Genomic DNA, 21,705 nt, shown 5'->3' on the forward strand with positions numbered 1-21,705 from the left:
CATGGGCCTCAGAAGAAGCCCAGCGCCTTGGGGCTGTAGCTCACCAGCAGGTTCTTGGTCTGCTGGTAGTGGTCCAGCATCATCTTGTGGTTCTCGCGCCCGATGCCCGATTGCTTGTAGCCGCCGAACGCCGCGTGCGCGGGATAGGCGTGATAGCAATTGGTCCACACGCGCCCGGCCTGCACCGCGCGGCCGGTGCGATAGGCCTGCGTGCCATTGCGCGTCCACACGCCCGCGCCAAGGCCATAGAGCGTGTCGTTGGCGATGGCATGCGCGTCCTCGGCGTCCTTGAAGGTCGTCACCGCCACCACGGGGCCGAAGATTTCCTCCTGGAACACGCGCATCTTGTTGTGGCCTTCAAGGATCGTCGGCTTCACGTAGAAGCCGCCCGCCATGTCTCCCGGCATCATCGCGCGCTCGCCGCCCGTCAGCACCTTGGCGCCTTCGTTCCGCCCGATCTCGAAATAGGAGAGGATCTTCTCCAGCTGCTCGGAAGAAGCCTGCGCCCCGATCATCGTTGCGGCATCGAGCGGACTGCCCTGCACGATCTTTTCGACGCGGGCGACGGCGCGCTCCATGAACTTGTCGTAGATCGATTCCTGGATCAGCGCGCGGCTCGGGCAGGTGCAGACCTCGCCCTGGTTGAGCGCGAACATCGCAAAGCCTTCCAGCGCCTTGTCGAAGAAGTCGTCGTCCGCATCCATCACGTCGGCAAAGAAGATGTTGGGCGATTTGCCGCCCAGCTCCAGCGTGACCGGGATCAGGTTCTCGCTGGCGTACTGCATGATCAGGCGCCCGGTCGTCGTCTCACCGGTAAAGGCGATCTTGGCGATGCGGCGGCTCTGCGCGAGCGGCTTGCCTGCCTCCAGGCCGAAGCCGTTGACCACGTTGAGCACGCCCGGCGGCAGCAGATCGCCGATCAGCTCCAGCAGCACGTGGATCGAGGCCGGGGTCTGCTCGGCGGGCTTCAGCACCACGCAGTTGCCCGCCGCCAGCGCCGGGGCGAGCTTCCACACCGCCATCAGGATCGGGAAGTTCCACGGAATGATCTGGCCGACCACGCCCAGCGGCTCGTGGAAGTGGTAGGCCACCGTGTCGTTGTCGATCTCCGAAATCCCGCCTTCCTGCGCGCGGATGCAGCCCGCGAAATAGCGGAAGTGATCGATTGCGAGCGGCATGTCCGCCGCCATGGTCTCGCGGATCGGCTTGCCGTTGTCCCAGGTCTCTGCCGTGGCGAGCAGCGCGATGTTTTCTTCCATGCGGTCGGCAATGCGGTTCAGGATCAGCGCGCGCTCACCAGCGCTGGTCTTGCCCCACGCATCCTTGGCAGCATGCGCGGCATCGAGCGCGGCTTCGACATCGGCGGCGGAGGAGCGCGCCAGCGAGGTGATCACCTGCCCCGTGATCGGCGAGGGATTGTCGAACCGCCGCCCGTCGGCGGCATCGACCCAGCGTCCGCCGATATAGTTGCCGTAAAAGTCCTTGAAGGGATGCGGGGGCAGTGCGCCGGTCATGCTCGTTCCTCTCGTATGTCCCGCCGGGTCTCATGCCCGGGCGTGGGTTTGTGGTGCAGCTGTGCAGGGCCATCATGTCCACCAGTGAAGTCTATCGCTGGCGGGCGCGGAAACAAGGGGTTGCCTGCCCATGGCGGGAAACCCCTGTCCTACAGCGCAGGATCTGCGGTAAACCGGCGCCATGCTCCTTGACCCGCATCAATTCGAGAGAATGCGCCGCAAGGGGCCGGTGCGGAAGCCCTCGCAAGTTTCCGCTCAGGACTGTGTCAACTGTGTCAACCTGACCTAAATTGGGAGGCGCGAACGCGAATCGCCAAACGCCCGCCGCTGAGACTGCTGCGTTCAGGAACATCAATGTTGGGTAGGGAAACTGGAGCGGGCGAAGGGATTCGAACCCCCAGCGGAGCGGCTTGCCGCGGAGCGCAAATGAAGGCTCAGAGGGTTCCCCGCAGACACGCGGACCCTTTGCCTGATCACGCTAGATGAGGGAAGGAAACTGGAGCGGGCGAAGGGATTCGAACCCTCGACCCCAACCTTGGCAAAATGCCGGATTGCATCCACCGAGGGTAACCTAACCTGCGCCACTCCGCGCCATACTACTGAATATAAACCATAATTGAGCGATTAACCTACGCCAGAGCGACACGTTCGTGGCCTGCCGTTTCTTCCCGCCCGCTTACATTGTGCGTACATTGCCAAGGACTCCGGCTTGTGTAAGCAAAATGCCCGAAAGGACAAGCTGGCATGGGCAAGCTCACCAAGACATCCATTGACGCTTTGACGATCCCCGAGAAGGGGCAGGCGTTTCTGTGGGATTCTGAACTGCGTGGATTTGGCGTGCGCGTCATCCCATCCGGCCTCAAGGCGTTCGTGCTACAATACCGAAATGAGGAAGGCCGCAGCCGCAGGATCGTAATCGGCCGGTATGGCGTCCTCACCGTCGAGCAGGCGCGCAAGCAGGCAATCGTGAAGCTCGCGGCGGTCGTTGGTGGCGCGGATCCGGCTGAGGAGCGTGCGCAGTCCCGCGCCGCCATCACGGTCCGGGAAGTTTGCACCTGGTATCTTGAGAACGCCGAAGCCGGTACAATCCTCGGGCGCAAACATCGCCCGATCAAAGCCTCGACTCTCGCGATGGATCGCAGCCGGATTGAGACGCACATCATTCCGCTCATCGGCACCCGGCAGGTCCGCGCATTGCGCGTCTCAGATATCGAGAAGATGCAGATGGACATCGTTGCCGGGAAGACGGCCAAGCCGCGCAAGGAAGGTGGACGCGGCGGCAAGGCCGCCGGTGGCCCTGGCGTCGCCGGTCGTGCGGTCTCGACGCTGCAAAGCCTCCTCTCCCATGCGCTCCGCTATGACATCGTGGAGAACAACCCGGCAGCGGGCGTTCGCAAGATCGCAGGTAAGGCACGCACTCGTCGGCTTAGTGCGGCGGAAATCAGGGCGCTTGGCGAAGCGATGGAAATCGCGGAGCGGAACGAGGAAAATCCGACTGGCCTCGCTGCCGTGCGAGCCCTTCTGCTGACCGGCTACAGGATCTCCGAGGTCATTGGCATGGAACGGGGCTGGCTTCACGCTGACCGCGGATATGTCCACTTCCCCGACACCAAGACCGATGGCCAAGTGCGCCCGATTGGCCAGACAGCGATCCAATTGTTGAAGGCCCTGCCAGAGAAGCGTGGGCTGTCGCTGTTCTTCCCCTCGGACTTTGTGGACCGGCCCTACTCGGGCGTTCCTGAATCCTTGCGCGCCCTATGCGCGATCGCAGGGATCAAGGGCGTCACACCACATGTGCTCCGGCACACCTTCGGCAGCGTGGCCGGCGACATGGGCTTCTCCGAACTGACCATCAAGGCACTGCTCGGTCATGGCGCGCGGGGCTCAACGCAAAACTATGTTCACATCGATGAAGCGCTGCGACTCGCGGTCGAGCGAGTGTCGATGAAGATCGCGAACCTCCTCGATGGTCGTGAATCGACCATCCTCCGTTTGGCGGCATAGCGGAAATCTGCGGTTTCCCTCGCATTTGGGGGAGAACAAAATCAGACTCGACAAACAAACAACACAATTATATTGTTGTGTCTATGATACCGGACTTGATCGAGTTGGGCTCCCCTTGCCCTTGGGCCGTGCTGCCACCCGGCATCCACGACACGACCCTTGATGAGGTTGAGGCTCGCTTCGCGACCACACCGCATCGCAAGTGGCTGTTCGACGGCTTCGTTCGTATGGCGGAGGCCCTCGCGCTCGCCGGATGCAGCTACGTCTACCTTGATGGGAGCTTCGTGACCGCGAAGCCGCACCCGGGCGACTACGACGGCTGTTGGGAGCATGACGGGGTCGACCCGGCCAAGCTCGATCCGGTCCTTCTCGATTTCAACAACAAGCGAGCAGCGCAAAAAGCAAAATACCTCGGTGAGATGTTCATTGCCGGAATGCCAAACGGGCCGGGCGGCCCCTTCCTCGACTTCTTCCAGGTCGAGAAGTCGTCCGGCCAGGCCAAGGGCATTCTCCGCATCCCGCTCGCGCCGCTGAAAGGAGCGACGCCATGATCACCAACGAAAAGCAGTACAGGTCGACCAAGGCATCGGTCGAGAAGCTGGCGGCTGCCGCTGCCGCGCTTGAGGTGCCGACCAGCGACTTCCCTGAAGTGTTCGCGAAGGCACAGCGCTCGGCGCTACGTAGCCAGATCGACGAACTCGAGGAGGAAGTGCGCTTCTACGAGGACCTCCGCGCGGGCAAGATCTCCGAATTCTCGGCGGAAAGCCTGCACGATCTGCCCGATATCCTCATTCAGGCCCGCATCGCGCGGGGAATGAGCCAGAAGGATCTCGGTGATTTCCTCGGCGTCGCCGAACAGCAGATCCAGCGCTACGAATCCGACCGCTACCGGATGGCAAGCCTCGACCGTCTTACGGAGGTGGCCGACGCTCTGAACGTGCGCATTGTCGAGCGCGCCCAACTGGTCGGCAGCTCGAAGCTCGATAGCGTCGATCCGTCGATCTGGCAGGCATTCCCGCTGGCCGAAATGTTCAAGCGTGGTTGGTTCGAGGACTTCTCGGGCACGCTCTCGCAGGCGAAGAAGGCCGCCAGCGACCTGATCCCGGCCTTCCTGCACGGTGCTCACTCGCAGTTTGCGCCGATGGCCCTGCATCGCAAGTCGGTGCGGTCGAGCGGACAAGTCCATGAGGCTGCTGTTGCCGCTTGGGAAGCGCGGGTTCGGACACTAGCCGATCGCAATCCCCCACACCGGGCGTTTGATCGGGACCGTCTCACCGCGGACTGGGTGCGCGGCCTTGTGGGGCTCAGTCTGGAAGACAACGGACCACGCCTTGCAGCCGACTACCTGCGCGATGCAGGCATATCGCTGGTGATCGAACGCCACCTGCCTGGCACATTGCTTGACGGCGCCGCGCTGGCGTCAGCCGATCATCATGCAATTGTCGCGATGACCCTGCGTCACGACCGGCTCGACAACTTCTGGTTCACGCTGCTTCACGAGATCGGCCATCTGAAGATGCACATCCGGTTGGGTGAATTTGCAGCGATCTTTGACGACAACGATTCGCCCGCAGCCGATAAGGTTGAGCAGGACGCCGACTATTTTGCGCAGGAAGCCCTGATCCCGGAGGCAAACTGGAACCTTGCGGTGTCGCGCTTCGCCCGCAACGACAAGGCGGTCGTGGCCGATGCCAAACGCTTTGGCGTAGCGCCTGCAGTAATCGCTGGCCGGATCCGACGGGATGCGAACGACTACACCCTGTTCCGCACACTCGTTGGCAACGGCGAAGTTCGCCGCCAGTTCGATCTTTGAGAGGCGACAACATGCCGATCACGCACACCGACTACGTTCCGATCCTCAAATGGCGGCAGGGCGAATACCAGGCGCTCTTGCGCCTGCCGGACGCCGTGAAAGATAGGACTGTTCCTCTTATCGAGGTCACACCCCCCGATTTCGATTTCGAAACCTGGACTCCTTCGAAGTCGATCGACGATCATGTCGCGAAGTTTGCCGCTCGTTTTCGCGCCAAATGGGGAACGCGCCTTGCGATGCTCGACTGCGGCCTGCTGGATCCGGCTGAGGTAATGCAGGACGGTAAGCATCCAATGCAATTCCTCTGCGAGGAGGCTTTCGCACGGGGTGCCACGATTATCCCGGTCATCAGGCTCGACAACAACACAGCCTACCGCTCGGCCGTGAGGAACGCGAACGCGATGATGCAGACCGGAGTGGTGCAGCGCTGTTCTCTGGATGAAGCCCTGGATCCCGACTTCGACGCCAATGTCGGTGCAATACTGCAGCAGCTTGGTGTGACCATCGCCGACTGCGATATCGTCCTCGATCTCGAAGCACCCGCATGGGATCCGCAAGATGTGCTGATCAACATCGTCACCGCTGCGATCCAGGCATCGAATGCCATGGCGACTGCGCGCAGCCTTATTCTCGCGGGTACGTCATTTCCCGCTTCCATGGCCGAGGTCACTGGTCCGATCCAATTCTGGCCTCGGCGGGAATGGACGTTTTTCCGGGCGCTCCTGGCTGCTCTGGGCGAGACCGTCCGCAAGCCGACATTTGCGGACTATGCCATTGCCGCCAATGGGTACTCACAAATGGACATGAGGAAGGTGAAGCCTTCGGCGACGATCCGTTACGCCTGCGACGATGGCTGGATTATTGCCAAGGGTGTCAACGTGCGTGACAATGGGTTCGGGCAGTATCGGGGATGCAGCGGCACCGTCACAGGCTCGGCCCATTTTCTGGGCTCGGGTTTCTCGCCCGGTAGCGACTATATCGAGCAATGCCGAGACGGGATTGCCGGCACCGGGAGTCTATCCACATGGCGGTGGGTCGGCTCGAACCATCACATCACAAAAGTGGTGGCCGATCTCGCCACGATGTTCGGGCCTTGAGGGTCTGACGGACGGTCGCCGAGAGACGGCGCAGCGGCAGCCTATCCACCAACATCTTGTAGAGCGTCGCGCGTGGAGCGCGGAGATCTCGCTCCGAAACGCCAAGGCCTCTCAGGATCGCCTGCGCTTCAGGCCGCCACAGCAGACGGGCCAGAACGAGTGGATCGATGCCCTTGTTTGCTCGTTCCGGTCGAACGCGACGGAACCGCACGCCTTGGGTCGTGCCGCGCTCGGCGACCATGATTCCCCACCATTCAGGCACGATTGTCATAGCCGACGCTAGATGCTTGGGATCGACGATCAATAAGGCCTTGTCGACTACCTCTCCATAGGCGGCCACTTGCCTCGGCAGGCGCTCCAAGGTGTCGGCTTCTGCCTTGATTTCAACGCCACGAATGTGGCCGTTGATCACCGCAATATCGATCCGGCAACTGCCATGATCGAGGCCGAGTTCGTCAATGACCAGGGTGTCGGGACAAGCCTGGGCGTGCGTGAGCAACCGCCGATAGGCGGCTTGCCGTACATCACTGTCCCGAAGCGGTCTCGAAGCCATGCCGAATCGATAGCCGTGGTTATGGCAGAGTGGCAACGGCCAATGTTACGCCGGCCCTGCCAGGACCACTATCCGCGGGCTGGCATATGGCTGGCATCGAGGCGGCGATGGATCAACGAGACCAGGGTCAAAAGATCCTGGGCATCACCCTTCGACATCGGCCAGTGGATGCGAGGCTCATGCGCCGTTGGGTTGCGGAACATCCCGAAAGTTCCACGCACGAGATTTGCAAATCCCCGCTGCTCACCCCGTTCGCTTTCGCTTGAAAGCGGGTTGATTGCGATCATCGGCGGCGTTCCGCCCAGAGCACGATCGACGAGTGTCGAGCCATCATCGGTCAATCCTGTCTTGGCCCGCATTTTCGCAGCGACGCTCTTCACCGCTTCCTGCACCGCATGGAAATAGTCGTCGGCGACCAGTTCTGCCCGGCAAAAGGCCAGCACGTCTGCATGGACGCCACGCGTTTCGAGGTCGCTGCGCAGTTCGTTCGCGCGACGTTGAGCTTCAGGCAGGGTCGTGCCGACGGGCACCGCCTCGATTTCACCGGCTTCCGTGACCACCAGCCCCGCGAAGGCCAGCGCGAAATTCAGATTGGTGCGGATGGGTTCGAAACGATCCGACTCGCGTACATAGCGCGCCGGCTTCATGGCATTCCGAATGAAGCCGAGCACGCGGGTCCGATCGCCGCTCCGGTTCTGGCTCTCGGCGAACGCATTATAAATCCTGACACGCTTCGTGATCGGGCCAGGATCGGTCATTTCGCACCTGGCGACCAGCATTTCGATCTCGGTGCCCTTCAAGCCCACATCGGTATCGCCAAGTGCGCCGGCGATCGCCTCGAGTTCGGCTTGCGAAAACAGCTTCTTCATTCCGCGACCGCCATTTCAGTTTCCAGCCCAGCCGATGGTGGGGACGCCCAGTCGGGCAATTGTCCGAGGTCTGCCAACTCTGCTCTCACGAGACCGTCGAGCACTTCCGGGAAAAGCCGGGCCATGATCCGCCAAAGGGCATGATCCTGATCCACCTGAGCCTCGCTCTGTTTGGCTTCGGCGATGATCCGGCGGAGCGAATCCTTCTCAAGCAGGTAAGACAGGGAAGTCGAACCCACAAAGGTCTCGATCAGGCTGGCGCAATGCTTGAAGTCGGATCCGCTCAGCTTGCTGTTGAGCATGGACAATACCGCACTCTCGCCGGAAAACTTGGTGATGTGGAGAACCGGGCGACGGGCGGCTGCGCTATGCGCCACCGAACACAAAATCACGTAAAGCACGGCCGTGTGAGCACGGGCGCGGTTGGACCGCTCGATCCAGAAATCCCGCTCCCATTCCCACACACCGGGAACGCCCGACTTCATGTCTGACCACGGGTCTTCGTAGTGGTTGCTGTATTCCGGTGAATTCGGTCGCTCTTCCCTGGCCGACTTCATAGCATCCCACCAGCGCGCCCGCTCCTGCTTGCTCCGCCGCTTCAGTGCCTCCGATCGACAATCTTCCACAAATGCCGATCGACCGGAGCCGGTCTGGAGATCATCCAGCGCGACCAGCCTCGGTTCGCGCCAGCCGCCATGGCCATTTTCCATGAAGCATTTCAAAACAAGGGTGCCGCGCTCGATCGAAGCAGCCTCGGCCTCATCATCGAATACGAAGGCATTTCCGCGCTGCATGGCTACGACATCGTGAAATCCCTGCGGCATCGGTTCTTCGAGAGTGTTGAAGATCCATACCAGGGCGATGCCCTCAGCATCATAGTGCACGTGCCGGGCCGCGACTTCTGGGGCGAACGGTTTCGACAATTGAACTTCCAGCGCAAAGCGACCCAGACCGCTCAGATCTGCGAAGACGTCCGGCCATCGGCCACGCTTGTGAATTTCCGATCGCAGGTAGGTGTTCACCGCGCTGTGCGAACAGCGCGGGTCGGCTTTGACCAATTGCTCGATTGTCGAGCAGAGTCGGCGATGGAGTGCGGACTCCTGATGCCCTTGGTATTGGGCGGCACGAGCATCATCCTCACGCAGATTATTGCCTTCGTACCACGGGCAATCTCTGCTCGATTCCGGGTAATGTGCGTACATCGGGATGTGGTCACCCCGATCAGCTTGCGCCCTGATGAAGACCCCACCTTCGCAAAGCCGGCACCTCGCTATGGGCCTCTCCCGATCCTCGCGGCGGCGGACATTGATCTGGGTTCGCAAATGCTCCCAGCCAGCACGGGGCATTGCCATCAGCTGCTCGACCGTAACCGCGCCGCGCGGCAACTCGAAATCAGCGATCAGGACGGTGCGTTGATGGCGGCCCAAGATCTGGTCACTCCGGAAGTTCGGGCCTGGCGATCCAGTCCCGTATTTCATGCCCGGATGCCACTTCGCCGCCGAGACGCCGCAGATGGACGACCTTGACGTCATCGACCGTTTCCAAGCGAACCAATCCCTCTTTCTCCAGCCGATCGAGCAAATCGGAAATTGCCTGCCGCGATGCAGACAGCCCGATTGCCACTAGCCAGGTATCGAGCAGGCGACTGTTCGCACTCCGCTCCTTGGCGAGAACGTCGAGAACCGCCCGTGCCTGAAAACTCGTGCGTATTTCGTCAAACGACGAAGCAAGGTTGCGCCGATTTGCCATTGGATGACCATAGATCATCGGCCAAGGATCGCAAACATAACAAGAACGAATTCGTCCGATCTGTTGGGGAAAGCCTTCCCCTGAGCCCGAGCCGCAGAACGTCTCGGCCTACCCCTTCGAGCGGGGACACCCCGCAACGCCCCGAAATTCGGAGCGGGGCTGGTGACGCGCTCTGTCCCGCAAGCGCTGCGGCCCTGCTCCTGAGGGCGCGGTGTTTCACGAAAATGGCCCCGCACGCACTCTTAACCGGCGGACATGGCTTCACGCGCAGGCTTGGAAAACCGACAGGCCCCGGCTTTCCGCCTGCACAAGCAAGTGTACAATTGCCGCCTCACTTCAGGGTGCGGTTTTCTGTTGGAACAACCCCGCTGGCCGCTCGCGCTACAATGGCGATGAATAGTCGAAGCTGAAAGTAAGAGGGTGGCGGGCTTCGCCGTGACGGGATGAGGGTCGAGAGAGAGGCTCCCGACCGCCCGTCATGGAGGTTTACCCATGAACATGCAGGTTCTCGATGCGCGGCGCGATGTGAGCGGCGGATACAAGGTCGATGTCTCACGCGGCTCCCGAGTGGGTCGGGTTTCGTCGGAGTGGTTCTCGCGGCCCGACGACGAGCGGTTCCTTTCCCTGAACGAGTTGGCTAGCTCGGTGCGTGGGCGTTCCGAACGCAGCCGGACCCGCGTGGTCGAAACCGCGCTCATCCACGTCGAGGCGAGCCGCAATGATCCCGAGCGACTGGCGCTCATGCTGCCCGGCGCCGATGCACCGGTTGCCCCCACCCATTGGAGCTTTGGCCAACTCGCGAGCCAGGTCGGTGCGCCGGCAGCCTACCTTCGCCAGCTTCCCGCGCCGCTTGCCGCAATCAATCTGCAGTATGGCCTGACTTCGAACCGGGCCGAACAGATCAAGACCCTGGAAACCGACAACGGTCGGCTAGACCTGCGGGCCGTAACTGGTCCCGACTATGGGCGGATCTACGATCACGAACTGGTCGAAGCCGTGCAGAAGATCGCCGGCAACGGCACCGGTGACACGCGCTGGAAAGTGCCTGGCGTGCTCGACTGGTCGACCGGAGTTTTCAATCCGATGGTCGACATCTCGAAGGACACGACCACGCTCTATGCTTCCGACCGTGACGTGTTCCTGTTCCTGGTCGATGATCTCAACCCGATCGAGGCAGGGCGCCTGCCGGACGGCTCGCCCGACCTCTACTTCCGGGGATTCTACTGCTGGAACTCCGAGGTCGGCGCTAAGACGCTCGGCATGGCGAGCTTTTACCTGCGTGCGGTCTGCCAGAACCGGAATCTGTGGGGCGTCGAGGACTTCGAGGAAATCTCGATCCGGCACAGCAAATACGCGGCCAACCGTTTTGCCCACGAGGCGGCACCGGCCTTGCTGAACTTCGCCAACTCCTCCCCGCAGCCGTTCATCAACGGCATCAAGACGGCACGCGAGCGCATTGTCGCCCGCACCGACGAGGAACGCGGCGACTTCCTGCGTAATCGCGGCTTCTCGAAGGCCGAGACCGGCAAGATCATCGAGACTGTGCTCGCCGAGGAAGGCCGCCCGCCCGAATCGATCTTCGATTTCGTTCAGGGGATCACTGCACTCGCCCGCGGCAAGCCGCACCAGGATGCCCGGCTCGACATGGAGGGCAAGGCCAAGAAGCTGCTCGACCGGGTTCATTGAGCCCGGACAGTCCTGCCTGTTTCTCCCCGCGTGGCGCTGCCTTCTCAAGAGTGAGAGGGCGGCGCTTCGCTTCGTGACGGGTCAGGCCTGAGAGAGAGTCTTTCAGGCGGCCCGTCATGGAGAACCACCATGACGAAGCGATTGCCCAAGCTCGTGCTCAGTTCCTCGCGCGACATCCCTTTCTGCCAGCTGGTGCTGAGCCAGAAGAACGTTCGGCGTCTGAAGGCGGGCCTCTCGATCGAGGACCTCGCCGAAGACATCTACCGCCGCACCCTGCTCCAGAGCCTGAATGTCCGGCCGGTGGTCGGTGAGGATGGCCAGGAAACTGGCATGTTCGAAGTCCCCGCCGGCGGCCGCCGCTTCCGCGCGCTCGAACTGCTTGTGAAGTCTAAGAGGATGGCCAAGGATCAGCCGGTGCCTTGCGTGGTGCGGGAGGCCGGCATCGCCGAGGAAGATTCGCTTGCCGAAAACGTCATGCGTGTCGGCCTGCATCCGCTCGACCAGTTCCGTGCCTTCACCGCGCTCATCGACGCGGGCCTCTCGGAAGATGATATCGCAGCGCGATTCTTCGTCTCCGTCTCGACGGTGCGCCAGCGCCTGCGGCTAGCCTCGGTCGCACCCAGCCTGCTCGAAGTGTACGGCGACGATGGCATGTCGCTCGAACAGCTCATGGCCTTCACGGTCAATGAGAACCATGCGCGCCAGGAGCAGGTCTGGGAGCAACTCAGCCAGACCTATCAGCCCTCTGCCCATCAGATCCGCCGCCTGCTGACCGAGGATGCCATTCCGGCCAGCGATCGCCGGGTCCGGTTCATCGGCCTCGATGCCTATGTCGAAGCTGGCGGTTACGTCATGCGCGACCTGTTCTCGTCGGACCAGGATGGCTGGCTGCAGGACCCGGCTCTCGTCGAACAGCTCGTCAACGCGAAGCTGACGACCATTGCCGAGGAGATCGGCGCCGAAGGCTGGAAGTGGGTCGAAGCGGCGATTGACCTCCCTTACGGCTGCGAGCGCGGTAAGCGCCGGATCACCGGAATCACCGTCCCGCTGACCGACGATGAGCAGTCCACGCTCGACACGCTGGTCGAGGAATATGACCGCCTCGGCGAGCAGTATCAGGATGGCGGAGACCTGCCCGACGAGGTTAATGCGCGGCTGACCGAGATCGACGCGGGTATCACCGCGCTCACCCAGCGTCCGGTCACTTACGATTCCGAGGAACAGGCACGCGCAGGCGTTTTCGTGTCGCTGTCGCACGATGGGCGGCTGCGGATCGACCGGGGCTATGTGCGCCCGGAGGATGAACCGGCTTCTGAAGGTGCTGGTGACGACGAAAGCCAGATTGCCGGAATTGCTTCGACCGGCCCGACGGTAAGCGTCGGTGGCCAGGTGCAGATTGGCCAACAGGCCGACGACGAAGACGACGTCAGCCGTCCGCTCCCCGACCGACTCGTCTCCGAACTGACCGCCGAGCGCACGCTGGCGCTGCGCGATGCGCTCGCCAAAGCGCCCGATGCCGCGTTCCTCGCCCTGCTGCACGCGCTGTGCCTGTCGGTGTTCCGGTCGCATGTGCAGGCTGGCTGCGTGCAGATCGGCGTCACTCAGGCGTGGCTTGGCAATGCCGCCCCGAACCTGCGCGAGACGGCGTGGAGCCAGTCGATCCAGCAGCGGCACGAGCAATGGGCGGATCGGCTCCCCAGCGAGCCCGATGAGCTGTGGTCGGCACTCGCGGCCATGGCCCACGAAGAACGCATGACGCTACTGGCCCACTGCGTGTCGCTCGGCGTCAACGCGCTGTTCGAGGCGACCAAGGGCTACGACGGTCGGATCTCCGCGCACGGGGTTGCGCAGCGGATCGCCGCCGCCGATGCCTTGGCGGGAGTAGTCGGGCTCGACATGGCCGAAGCTGGCTGGGCGCCGACGGTCGACAACTACCTCGGCCGCGTCACCAAGCCCCGGATCATCGAGGCAGTGCGTGAGGCCAAGGGCGACGCCACGGCTGTGCTGATCGAGCATCTCAAGAAAGGCGACATGGCCCGCGAGGCCGAACGTCTGCTTGCAGGCACGGGCTGGCTCCCCGAACCGCTGCGACTGCCGCAAGCCGAAGCCGAGCCCGAAGCCGACGAGCAGGTCGCTGATCTGCCCGACTTCCTCGCCGAGGACAGTCAGTTCGATGAGCACGACCAGGACGACGCTTACGCAGTCGCCGCCGAATGACGCTCTTGCGCGGGGCGGCACGCGCGCCGTCCCGCGCCCATTTCCCGACATTGATGGAGCCAGACGATGGCAATCCCGGACTATGCACGCACCAATTTCGAGACGCTGGTGAAGGCCGCCAAGGCAGGTGACCTTGCGCTGATGGAATGCACCGAGGTCGAAAGCGGCGAGACTCGTTACGTCCTCTGCGCTGTCGGCCGTGATGAGGACGATTTCGTCATGACCCCGTTCGGTCACCTCGCCCCCGGCAATCCCTACGACGCCTACGTCCCGCCCGCCTGAGCGGCGCCGACCACCGACCCATTTTCAAAAGGATATCGTCGATGACCAACTCGCTTGCTGCGGGTGCTTTCGCGCGCCCGCTGTCCGCCCAATGTTCCGATCAAACCGCAGCTTCGATCATCCTCGCTGCACAGGACCTGCTCGGGCACTTCGCTGCCGGTCGCCGCATCGACACCGCAACTGTCCGCACGGCGATGCAGTCGGCGTTCGGCGCAAGCGATGCCGCCGGGGTCTGGGACTGGAAGGCTGCCTACGAGGCGGTTGAGGTCGCGCAACTGTTGTTCCTGCGGCGCTATGGCCCAGCCATCCACGCCAAGACGTCCGACCCATTCGATCGGCTCAAACTTGTCGAGCGGATCGCCCGGCTTGCTCCGACGCAGACCCGGCGCAGCGAGGAAATGCAGGCCTACCAGCAATTCTCAACGCCTCTGGGGCTGGCCTGGGTCGCGGGCTTCGCAGCGGGCTTCGTCCCTGGCGAACTGGTGCTCGAGCCATCGGCCGGCACAGGCTTGCTCGCCATTCAGGCCGAGCTTGGCGCGAGCAGGTTGGCATTGAACGAGGTGGCCGATGTGCGAGCCGCGCTGCTACGCCAGCTGTTCTACACCGCGACCGTGACCGCGCATGACGCTGCGCAGATCCACGACCGGCTCGATCCCGGCATGGTGCCGAGTTGCATCGTGATGAACCCGCCGTTTTCTGCCGCCGTTGGCGTCGAGACGCGAGTGGCGGATGCCGCGTTCCGCCACCTGTCTTCGGCCGTGGCGAGGCTCGCACCCAGTGGGCGTCTCGTCGCCATCACCGGCGCGAACTGCTCGCCCGAGCACAGAGCCTGGCGCGACGGGTTCGTGCGGCTGCAGGAACAAGCCCGCGTGGTGTTCACCGCGCCGATCGCCGGCTCGGTCTTCGCGCCCCACGGCACGAGCATCGAAACCCGCCTGATGGTGATCGACAAGCTGCCCGCCGCTGAGCCGAGCTCCTTCCCGGCGCCCCCGGGCACCGCGCCCGACCTAGCGACTCTGCTGCACTGGCTAATCGATCGCCTGCCGGCCCGCGCCGCTCTCGCCGCCCAGCAACCTCCCGCGTTCCGGCCAGCCGCATCGCGCCGGGTAGCTGCACCACGGCCCAGCCTTGCAGACGTGGCACCGGCTGAACCGACCGGCGTGCTGCTCGACTATGAGGTCGCCGACTGGACAGACGAGGTATCGGCCCGCCTCAGCGAAACCCTCTACGAGCCCTACACATTGCAATCTTTGCGCATTCCCGGTGCGCAGCCGCATCCAACCAAGCTGGTGCAATCCGCCGCCATGGCCTCGGTCGCGCCGCCCAAGCCGAGCTATCGTCCGCACCTTCCTGATGCTCTTGTCGAACAAGGCCTGCTCTCGGACGCCCAACTTGAATCTTTGATCTATGCAGGTGAGGCGCATAGCCAGCATCTGGCCGGCAGTTGGACGGTCGATGCGACTTTCGACAAGGTCGAGGCCGCACCGGACGACTGCGACACCGCAGTCGCTTTTCGCAAAGGCTGGTTCCTTGGCGATGGCACCGGCGCGGGCAAGGGTCGCCAGGTCGCCGGGATCATCCTCGACAACTGGCTGAAGGGCCGCAGCCGCGCGGTGTGGATATCCAAGTCCGACAAGCTGCTTGAAGATGCCCAGCGGGACTGGCGGGCATTGGGCCAAGAGCCCTTGCTGGTCACCCCGCTCGCCCGGTTTCGGCAGGGCACGCCGATCCGGCTCGAGCAGGGCATCCTTTTTACAACCTATGCCACGCTACGCAGCGATTCGCGTGAAGGCAGGGTTTCCCGGGTCCAGCAGATCGTGGATTGGCTTGGAACCGACTTCGACGGGGTCATTGTCTTCGACGAGAGCCATGCGATGCAGAATGCGGGTGGTGGCAAGTCCGAACGCGGGGATGCGGCCCCTTCGCAACAGGGCCGTGCCGGGCTGCGCCTGCAGCACGCGCTCCCCGATGCCCGCATCCTCTATGTCTCGGCAACCGGCGCAACCACGGTCGAGAACCTCGCCTATGCGCAGAGGCTTGGCCTCTGGGGCGGCGCGGACTTCCCGTTCGACAAGCGCACTGACTTCGTCGCGGCGATCGAAGCCGGCGGGGTTGCAGCGATGGAAGTGCTGGCTCGCGACCTCAAGGCGCTTGGCCTCTATTCCGCACGGTCGCTGTCCTACGAAGGCGTCGAATATGAGCTGCTCGAACACCAGCTCACTCCGGATCAAGTTCGTATCTATGACGCCTATGCAGGTGCGTTCCAGGTCATCCATAACAACCTCGACGCCGCGCTCGAGGCCGCAGGGGTGACTAGCGCCGCCGATGGCACGTTGAACGCGCAGGCCAAATCCGCCGCCCGGTCGGCCTTCGAATCTGCCAAGCAGCGCTTCTTCAACCACCTTATCACCGCGATGAAGACGCCGACGCTGATCCGGGCCATCGAGCAGGGACTTGCCGATGGCCATGCCTCGGTGGTGCAGATCGTCTCAACCGGTGAAGCGCTGCTGTCGCGGCGGCTTGCCGACATCGATCCCGGCGAATGGAACGACGTCCAGTGTGACGTAACTCCCAAAGAATACGTTCTGGACTATTTGCTGCGCAGCTTCCCAACCCAGCTCCACGAACCGTTCACCGATGGCGATGGCAACCTCTCATCACGGCCTGCCTATGACGGTGATGGCAATGCCATCCAGTGCCGCGATGCCCTCGAAGGGCGGGACCGCCTGATTGAGCAATTGGCATCGATGGAACCCGTCCAGGGCGCACTCGACCAGATCGTCCAGCGGTTCGGCACCGATATGGTCGCCGAGGTCACCGGCCGCTCCCGGCGGATCGTCCGCAAGGTCGATGCAGATGGCGAGCGCTTTGTGGTCGAGAACCGGCCCGCCCATGCCAATCTTGCTGAAGCGCAGGCGTTCATGGAGGACAGTAAGCATATCCTGATCTTCTCCGACGCCGGCGGCACGGGGCGCAGCTACCATGCCGATCTTGGCAGCCGTAACCAGCGGCTGCGGCATCATTACCTGCTCGAAGCAGGCTGGAAGGCCGACACCGCGATCCAGGGGCTCGGTCGCACCAATCGCACCAATCAGGCGCAGCCGCCGTTGTTCCGCCCGGTTGCCACCGACGTCCAGGCCGAGAAGCGCTTCCTCTCGACCATCGCGCGACGGCTCGACACACTGGGCGCAATCACGCGGGGCCAACGCCAGACCGGCGGACAAGGCCTGTTCAGGCCGGAGGACAATCTTGAAAGCCCCTACGCCCGCGATGCGCTGCGCCAGCTCTACGTGCTGATCTATGCGGGCAAGGTGGCAGATTGCTCGCTCGGGCTCTTCGAGAGCCTGACCGGCCTTTCGCTGACCGACAGCACCGGATGCTTGAAGGATGAACTGCCGCCGATCACCACTTTCCTCAACCGGCTGCTGGCGCTGACCATTGCGATGCAGAACGTGCTGTTCACCGCGTTCGAGCAACTGCTCAGTGCCAAGGTGGAGAGCGCGATGGCAAGCGGGACCTACGATGTCGGGTTGGAAACGCTCACCGCCGACAGCTTCACCGTCGCGCACAGCGAGACCATCTACACCCATCCTTCGACCGGTGCTGAAACCCGCCTGCTCACGATCGCGGTGCGGGAGCGCAATCAGCCGGTCACGATCGACAAGGCGTTGGACCTTTTGCGCGAGCCCGGCGCTCGGCAGCTGGTCAACTCCCGCTCGAAGCGCGCCGCCGTGCAATTGCCGGCCCGCAGTCTGATGCTCGACGATGGTGAAATCGAGCGGCGCGTGCGGCTGATTCGGCCAATGGAGAAGCTCTATCTGTCGGTCGCCCATCTTCCCGAAACCAGTTGGGAACCCGCCGATGAAGCAGCGTTCCGGGCTGCGTGGGTTGCGGAAATCGCGCAGGTTCCCGAATTCGATACCAGCGAGCTGCATATCGTCACCGGGCTGTTGCTGCCGATCTGGAAGCGGCTGCCGGAGGAATCGACCCGCGTCTATCGGCTGCGCACTGACGACGGGACCACCATCGTTGGCCGTCGCGTGTCCCCGGCATGGGCCGTGAATGCCGTCAGCGCCGACACACCGCAACTCGCGCCAACACAAGCTCTGGCGCTGCTGCGCGCAGGGCACACCGTGATCAATCTGACCGACGGACTGCAACTTCGCCGTTCGCGCCTGATGCAGGTGAACCGGATCGAACTGACCGGATTCGGTCCCACCGCCGTCGACCGCCTCAAGGCGATGGGGTTGTTCTCCGAAATCATCAGCTGGAAGTTGCGATTGTTCGTGCCCGACGACACCATCCTCGGCAGCGAGGTGATCGAGCGGCTGTTCGCTCGTCATCCTCTGACCCGTATTCTTGATAGGAAGGCAGCCTGACATGGGCACGCTTTCAACCCGTGCGGGCGAACTCGCGGAACGGCTCGCGCAGAATGTTCAGGCAGTCTGCCGCCATTACCTCCCTGCGGGTCGCCGCGAGGGGCGATATTGGATGGTCGGCGATGTGGCCGGTGCGCCCGGTCGCAGCCTCTACGTCCGCCTGTTCGAGACAGAACGTGGAAGAATTGGCAATTGGGTCGATGCCGCGACTGGCGAACATGGCGATCTTGTCGACCTCATTCGCTTGAACCAGCGGCATGGCCGCCTCTCCGAGACTATCGACGAAGCCGAGAAGTTTCTGTCCCTCCCGCCATCGGCCGAGGTCGATCCTTGCCGAACGGCCAATCCACCGCCCGCCCGCGTGGGTTCGCCAACTGCTGCACGACGGCTGTTCAAGGCGTCAAAACCGCTCGCTGGCACCTTGGCGGCATCCTACCTTGCCGCGCGCGGCATCACCCGCGTCGGTGAACTTGCCGCACTGCGTTTCCATCCCCGCTGCTACTACCGGGCAAACGAGGACGACGTTCCCGGGACGCCCGGCAGCTTTCCAGCCCTGATCGCGGCGGTGACAGATTGCGACGGCGTTCAGACCGGCACGCATCGCACTTGGCTGGACCCAAGCGGTTCGGCAAAGGCAACTGTCGCATCGCCGCGACGCGCGATGGGCAGTATCCTCGGGCACGCGATCCGGTTTGGCTTGGCCGAGGACGTCATGATCGCGGGCGAAGGCATCGAGACCGTCCTGTCGCTGCGTGAGGTTCTGCACGCCATGCCGATGATCGCCGCGACATCGTCAGCCCACCTTGCCGCCATCCAGTTCCCGACGGCGCTGCGCCGCCTCTATGTCTCCCGCGACCGAGACAAGGCTGGCGATGGCGCGTTTGCGATCCTCTCGGACCGGGCAGAGGCAGCGGGAATCGAACTGCTCTCGCTCATGCCCGAACTGGCAGATTTCAATGACGATCTGCGTCAGCACGGTGCGCCCGCATTGAGTGAACGGGTCATTGCCCAGTTGCACGAGGCCGATCGCAGGAGGTTCATCGATAGCTGAGGTTGGTCGAGACGGGGTGTGGGTAGCGCACGCGCGTGCGGTCATGGTCTCAAGCTATCCGAACCGGCCACGCCCGGCCTTCCTTCAGGCGCGATCCGAGAGACCAGCAGCCGCGAGGCTGCAATGGCGGTCGGCGGCTATTTTCCGGCGGCGCTCACGCGCCTTTCCATCGCGAACCAAAATAGCCGCCGCCCGCCATCCTCCGCTGCGCTTCGGTCCAAGGGGATGCAGCCCCGCCGCTGCCGGTCAGAGGGATCGCCGTGAAGGCCGGGCAAGGTGCCCGGTGATGCGAACCCCAGGAGTTATCTCTATGACCGACCCCGACGAACCCGACCACGAAATCTCGCCTACTGCCCATCTCCTCGATGAAATCGCACTCTACGGATACCGCCCCTTCTCGGATGAGGCTGACCCGCGCCCGCTTCCCGACGAACGCGTCGCCGCCGGAGCAGTCGCCGACATGTTCGACGCTTTGATCGCCACTATGCTCGACACCAGGCTCGAGCCTGATCTTGAAGACCTGTGCTGGGCGCTCGGCAATCTGTTCCACCGCGCCGAGGGCCGCATCAGCCGCGAACTCGACGACAACGAGGATGCGCAGAAGCGCAGTCAGCGCGAGCAGGATGGCTCCGAGGTCAAATCGGTCGAGCTGGAACGGCTGATCCGCGAAGGGATCGGCCTGATTGAACGCCGCAACTCTATGGAGTTCATGCGCGACGCCGCTTCTGACCAGTTCGAAACCCACTTCCGCAAGGCCTGGACCCCGCGCACGGGATCACTCGTCAATCACCGCACCCTGACAGCCGCCATGATCGATAGCCGTGACTTCCTTGCCGCCAAGCGTCGCTCGGAAACCGAACCGATGTTGCCAATTGGAACGCGCATCGCATTCACCTCGGGTCCCGCCTATCAGGATCACAACCGCATCTGGGCAGTGCTCGACAGGGTTCTCGCCAAATATCCCGACATGGTGCTGTTCCATGGCGGGAACCCGACCGGAGGCGAACATATAGCATCGCTCTGGGCAAGGGCGCGCAAGATCACCCATGTCCCGTTCCGGCCCGACTGGCAGCGGTTCAAGAAGGCGGCTCCGTTCCGCCGCAACGATCAAATGCTGGAGGCGCTGCCTAAGGCCGTGGTCGCTTGTCCCGGTAATGGCATCAATTCCAACCTGGTCGATAAGGCGCGCAAGCTGGGGATTTCAGTTTGGGCGATTGAATAACGACCTCTATGCTCTCGGCGAGCATTTGTTACATTGACAACCAATTCCGTTGGTTTGGGGGCACCATTGTCGATTAAATCAGTGTCCGAGTTCGTCGAGTCGATCTTGGCCCGAACGGTCTCACCAAACATGGTCACCTCGTATCGAGGGCATGGGAGCATAGATTTCAAGCTCCAGCCGTCGATCTTCCGTAGGCACAGCACCAAAGAGAACGAGCATATTCTCCTACGCGAACTGATTGCGGCCCACCCGGAGGACTTCCACGGTGATACCAGTGCGCTCGAAACGCTCGTGAGAATGCAGCACTATTCTCTTCCGACCCGCCTGCTCGATGTTACGTTCAATCCACTCGTGGCACTCTACTTCGCCTGCGAAATTGTGAAGAAGCGGGTTCCTATCAAGGGTCCTGACAGACCTACAACACGCACGATAGATATGGACGGCCATGTCGTAGTCTTGACGGTCCACAAGCGCCGAATCCGCTATTTTGATAGTGATACGGTCAGCTGCCTTGCCAATCTTGCCCGGCTATCATGGAACTATAAAAAGAAGATCGATACGGATTTGGAGCAAACGAGCTTTAATGACAGCACCCCGGTCAAGCGACTCCTCCACTTTATTCGGCAGGAGAAGAACGGTTTCCTGCCGGAGATTGATCCATCCGACCTCGACAGCATCCTGCTGGTCAAGCCTAAGCAGAACAACAAACGTATCCTCGCCCAAGCTGGAGCATTCTTCGCCTTCGGCCTGGATGAAGAGATCGTCAGTGGCAGCGCCGATCAAATTCGAGTCGAACGCATTACGGTCGATGCAAAATCGAAACCAAAAATTCTCGGTGAACTCGACAAGCTCGGCATCAACGAAAAAACGATGTTCCCCGAGATTGAACGAGCGGCTCGCTACATCACTGGCACGTTGTCAGCAGGTGATACGGTGTCGAAGCTTATTTAGGCCGCGAGACCACCTCTGACGGCTGATTCTGCGCACCGCTTGGGGGCGTCGGCGCAATGGTCATCTCAAGCACCGATCAAGCTCTTAGTCAGAAGTACCACCCCACTCTCAAAGGCCAATCCGTTGGCCGACCCCAAGCCTCCTTCAATCAACCCGCAAGGGGTCCGCTGCGCTGCGCGTGCGGCCACTGCGGCCTTCTGCCTTCGTGGTGATTGCGGCTTTGCGCCGTCTGTCCGGGGCCTGTCGAGCGGGGATGGTCCCTGCTCCGAGACAGGAGCTCGAACATGTCACTCACCATCGCACAGCGTCACGCCTGGA

16 protein-coding genes are annotated in these 21,705 nt (G+C 62.6%); 11 read left to right on the forward strand and 5 right to left on the reverse strand.

What is annotated here, in order from left to right; all coding sequences use genetic code 11:
• Positions 1-8 precede the first annotated feature (8 nt).
• Positions 9-1,514, reverse strand: coding sequence for an aldehyde dehydrogenase (gene adh, locus Q0071_RS17225; protein ID WP_298172330.1), 1,506 nt, complete (start codon positions 1,512-1,514; stop codon positions 9-11).
• Positions 1,515-2,258: 744 nt separating this feature from the next.
• On the opposite strand from adh, the gene Q0071_RS17230 reads away from it, so the two are divergent.
• The 4 genes from Q0071_RS17230 (at position 2,259) to Q0071_RS17245 (ending at position 6,428) form a co-directional block, all read left to right on the forward strand.
• Complete coding sequence (locus Q0071_RS17230; protein WP_298172333.1) at positions 2,259-3,518, forward strand: site-specific integrase; 1,260 nt, start codon at positions 2,259-2,261, stop codon at positions 3,516-3,518.
• 128 nt (positions 3,519-3,646) lie between these two features.
• A complete protein-coding gene (locus Q0071_RS17235; protein ID WP_298172336.1) occupies positions 3,647-4,069 on the forward strand; it encodes a hypothetical protein in 423 nt (140 codons plus the stop codon).
• Positions 4,066-5,331, forward strand: coding sequence for an XRE family transcriptional regulator (locus tag Q0071_RS17240; protein ID WP_298172338.1), 1,266 nt, complete (start codon positions 4,066-4,068; stop codon positions 5,329-5,331). The genes Q0071_RS17235 and Q0071_RS17240 overlap by 4 nt, the downstream gene beginning before the upstream one ends.
• 11 nt (positions 5,332-5,342) lie before the next feature.
• The gene (locus Q0071_RS17245) at positions 5,343-6,428 is read left to right on the forward strand and encodes a beta family protein (RefSeq protein ID WP_298172340.1); all 1,086 of its coding nucleotides are present in this window, start codon (positions 5,343-5,345) and stop codon (positions 6,426-6,428) included.
• Here Q0071_RS17245 and Q0071_RS17250 read toward each other — a convergent pair.
• The 4 genes from Q0071_RS17250 to Q0071_RS17265 form a co-directional block, all read right to left on the reverse strand.
• Complete coding sequence (locus tag Q0071_RS17250; RefSeq protein WP_298172343.1) at positions 6,385-6,981, reverse strand: sce7726 family protein; 597 nt, start codon at positions 6,979-6,981, stop codon at positions 6,385-6,387. The genes Q0071_RS17245 and Q0071_RS17250 overlap by 44 nt on opposite strands.
• A gap of 68 nt (positions 6,982-7,049) precedes the next feature.
• Positions 7,050-7,850, reverse strand: a complete 801-nt coding sequence (locus Q0071_RS17255; protein ID WP_298172345.1) for a TIGR02391 family protein — start codon at positions 7,848-7,850, stop codon at positions 7,050-7,052.
• A complete protein-coding gene (locus tag Q0071_RS17260; RefSeq protein WP_298172348.1) occupies positions 7,847-9,277 on the reverse strand; it encodes a hypothetical protein in 1,431 nt (476 codons plus the stop codon). The genes Q0071_RS17255 and Q0071_RS17260 overlap by 4 nt, the downstream gene beginning before the upstream one ends.
• 7 nt (positions 9,278-9,284) lie before the next feature.
• Positions 9,285-9,617 carry a hypothetical protein gene (locus Q0071_RS17265; protein WP_298172351.1) on the reverse strand — a complete coding sequence of 111 codons (333 nt, stop codon included), beginning with the start codon at positions 9,615-9,617 and terminating at the stop codon, positions 9,285-9,287.
• Between the two features lie 474 nt (positions 9,618-10,091).
• Here Q0071_RS17265 and Q0071_RS17270 point away from each other — a divergent pair, with 474 nt between their 5' ends.
• The 7 genes from Q0071_RS17270 to Q0071_RS17300 all read left to right on the forward strand — a co-directional run bounded on the left by Q0071_RS17270 (position 10,092) and on the right by Q0071_RS17300 (position 21,387).
• Entirely contained in the window at positions 10,092-11,285 is a 1,194-nt protein-coding gene (locus Q0071_RS17270) for a DUF932 domain-containing protein (RefSeq protein WP_298172354.1), read from the forward strand.
• 129 nt (positions 11,286-11,414) lie between these two features.
• Positions 11,415-13,502: a ParB/RepB/Spo0J family partition protein gene (locus Q0071_RS17275; RefSeq protein ID WP_298172357.1), complete on the forward strand. Its 2,088-nt coding sequence runs from the start codon at positions 11,415-11,417 to the stop codon at positions 13,500-13,502.
• A 66-nt stretch (positions 13,503-13,568) separates the two neighbouring features.
• Positions 13,569-13,784: a DUF6117 family protein gene (locus Q0071_RS17280; RefSeq protein ID WP_298172359.1), complete on the forward strand. Its 216-nt coding sequence runs from the start codon at positions 13,569-13,571 to the stop codon at positions 13,782-13,784.
• 41 nt (positions 13,785-13,825) lie between these two features.
• Positions 13,826-18,163: a strawberry notch family protein gene (locus Q0071_RS17285; RefSeq protein WP_298172362.1), complete on the forward strand. Its 4,338-nt coding sequence runs from the start codon at positions 13,826-13,828 to the stop codon at positions 18,161-18,163.
• A gap of 1 nt (position 18,164) precedes the next feature.
• A complete protein-coding gene (locus tag Q0071_RS17290) occupies positions 18,165-19,214 on the forward strand; it encodes a toprim domain-containing protein (RefSeq protein ID WP_298172364.1) in 1,050 nt (349 codons plus the stop codon).
• A 310-nt stretch (positions 19,215-19,524) separates the two neighbouring features.
• Positions 19,525-20,436, forward strand: coding sequence for a DUF2493 domain-containing protein (locus Q0071_RS17295; RefSeq protein ID WP_298172367.1), 912 nt, complete (start codon positions 19,525-19,527; stop codon positions 20,434-20,436).
• An 81-nt stretch (positions 20,437-20,517) separates the two neighbouring features.
• Positions 20,518-21,387, forward strand: a complete 870-nt coding sequence (locus Q0071_RS17300; RefSeq protein ID WP_298172370.1) for an FRG domain-containing protein — start codon at positions 20,518-20,520, stop codon at positions 21,385-21,387.
• The last annotated feature ends 318 nt before the right edge of the window (positions 21,388-21,705 follow it).

It is taken from the genome of Novosphingobium sp., assembly GCF_027486195.1.
Classification (GTDB): Bacteria; Pseudomonadota; Alphaproteobacteria; order Sphingomonadales; family Sphingomonadaceae; genus Novosphingobium.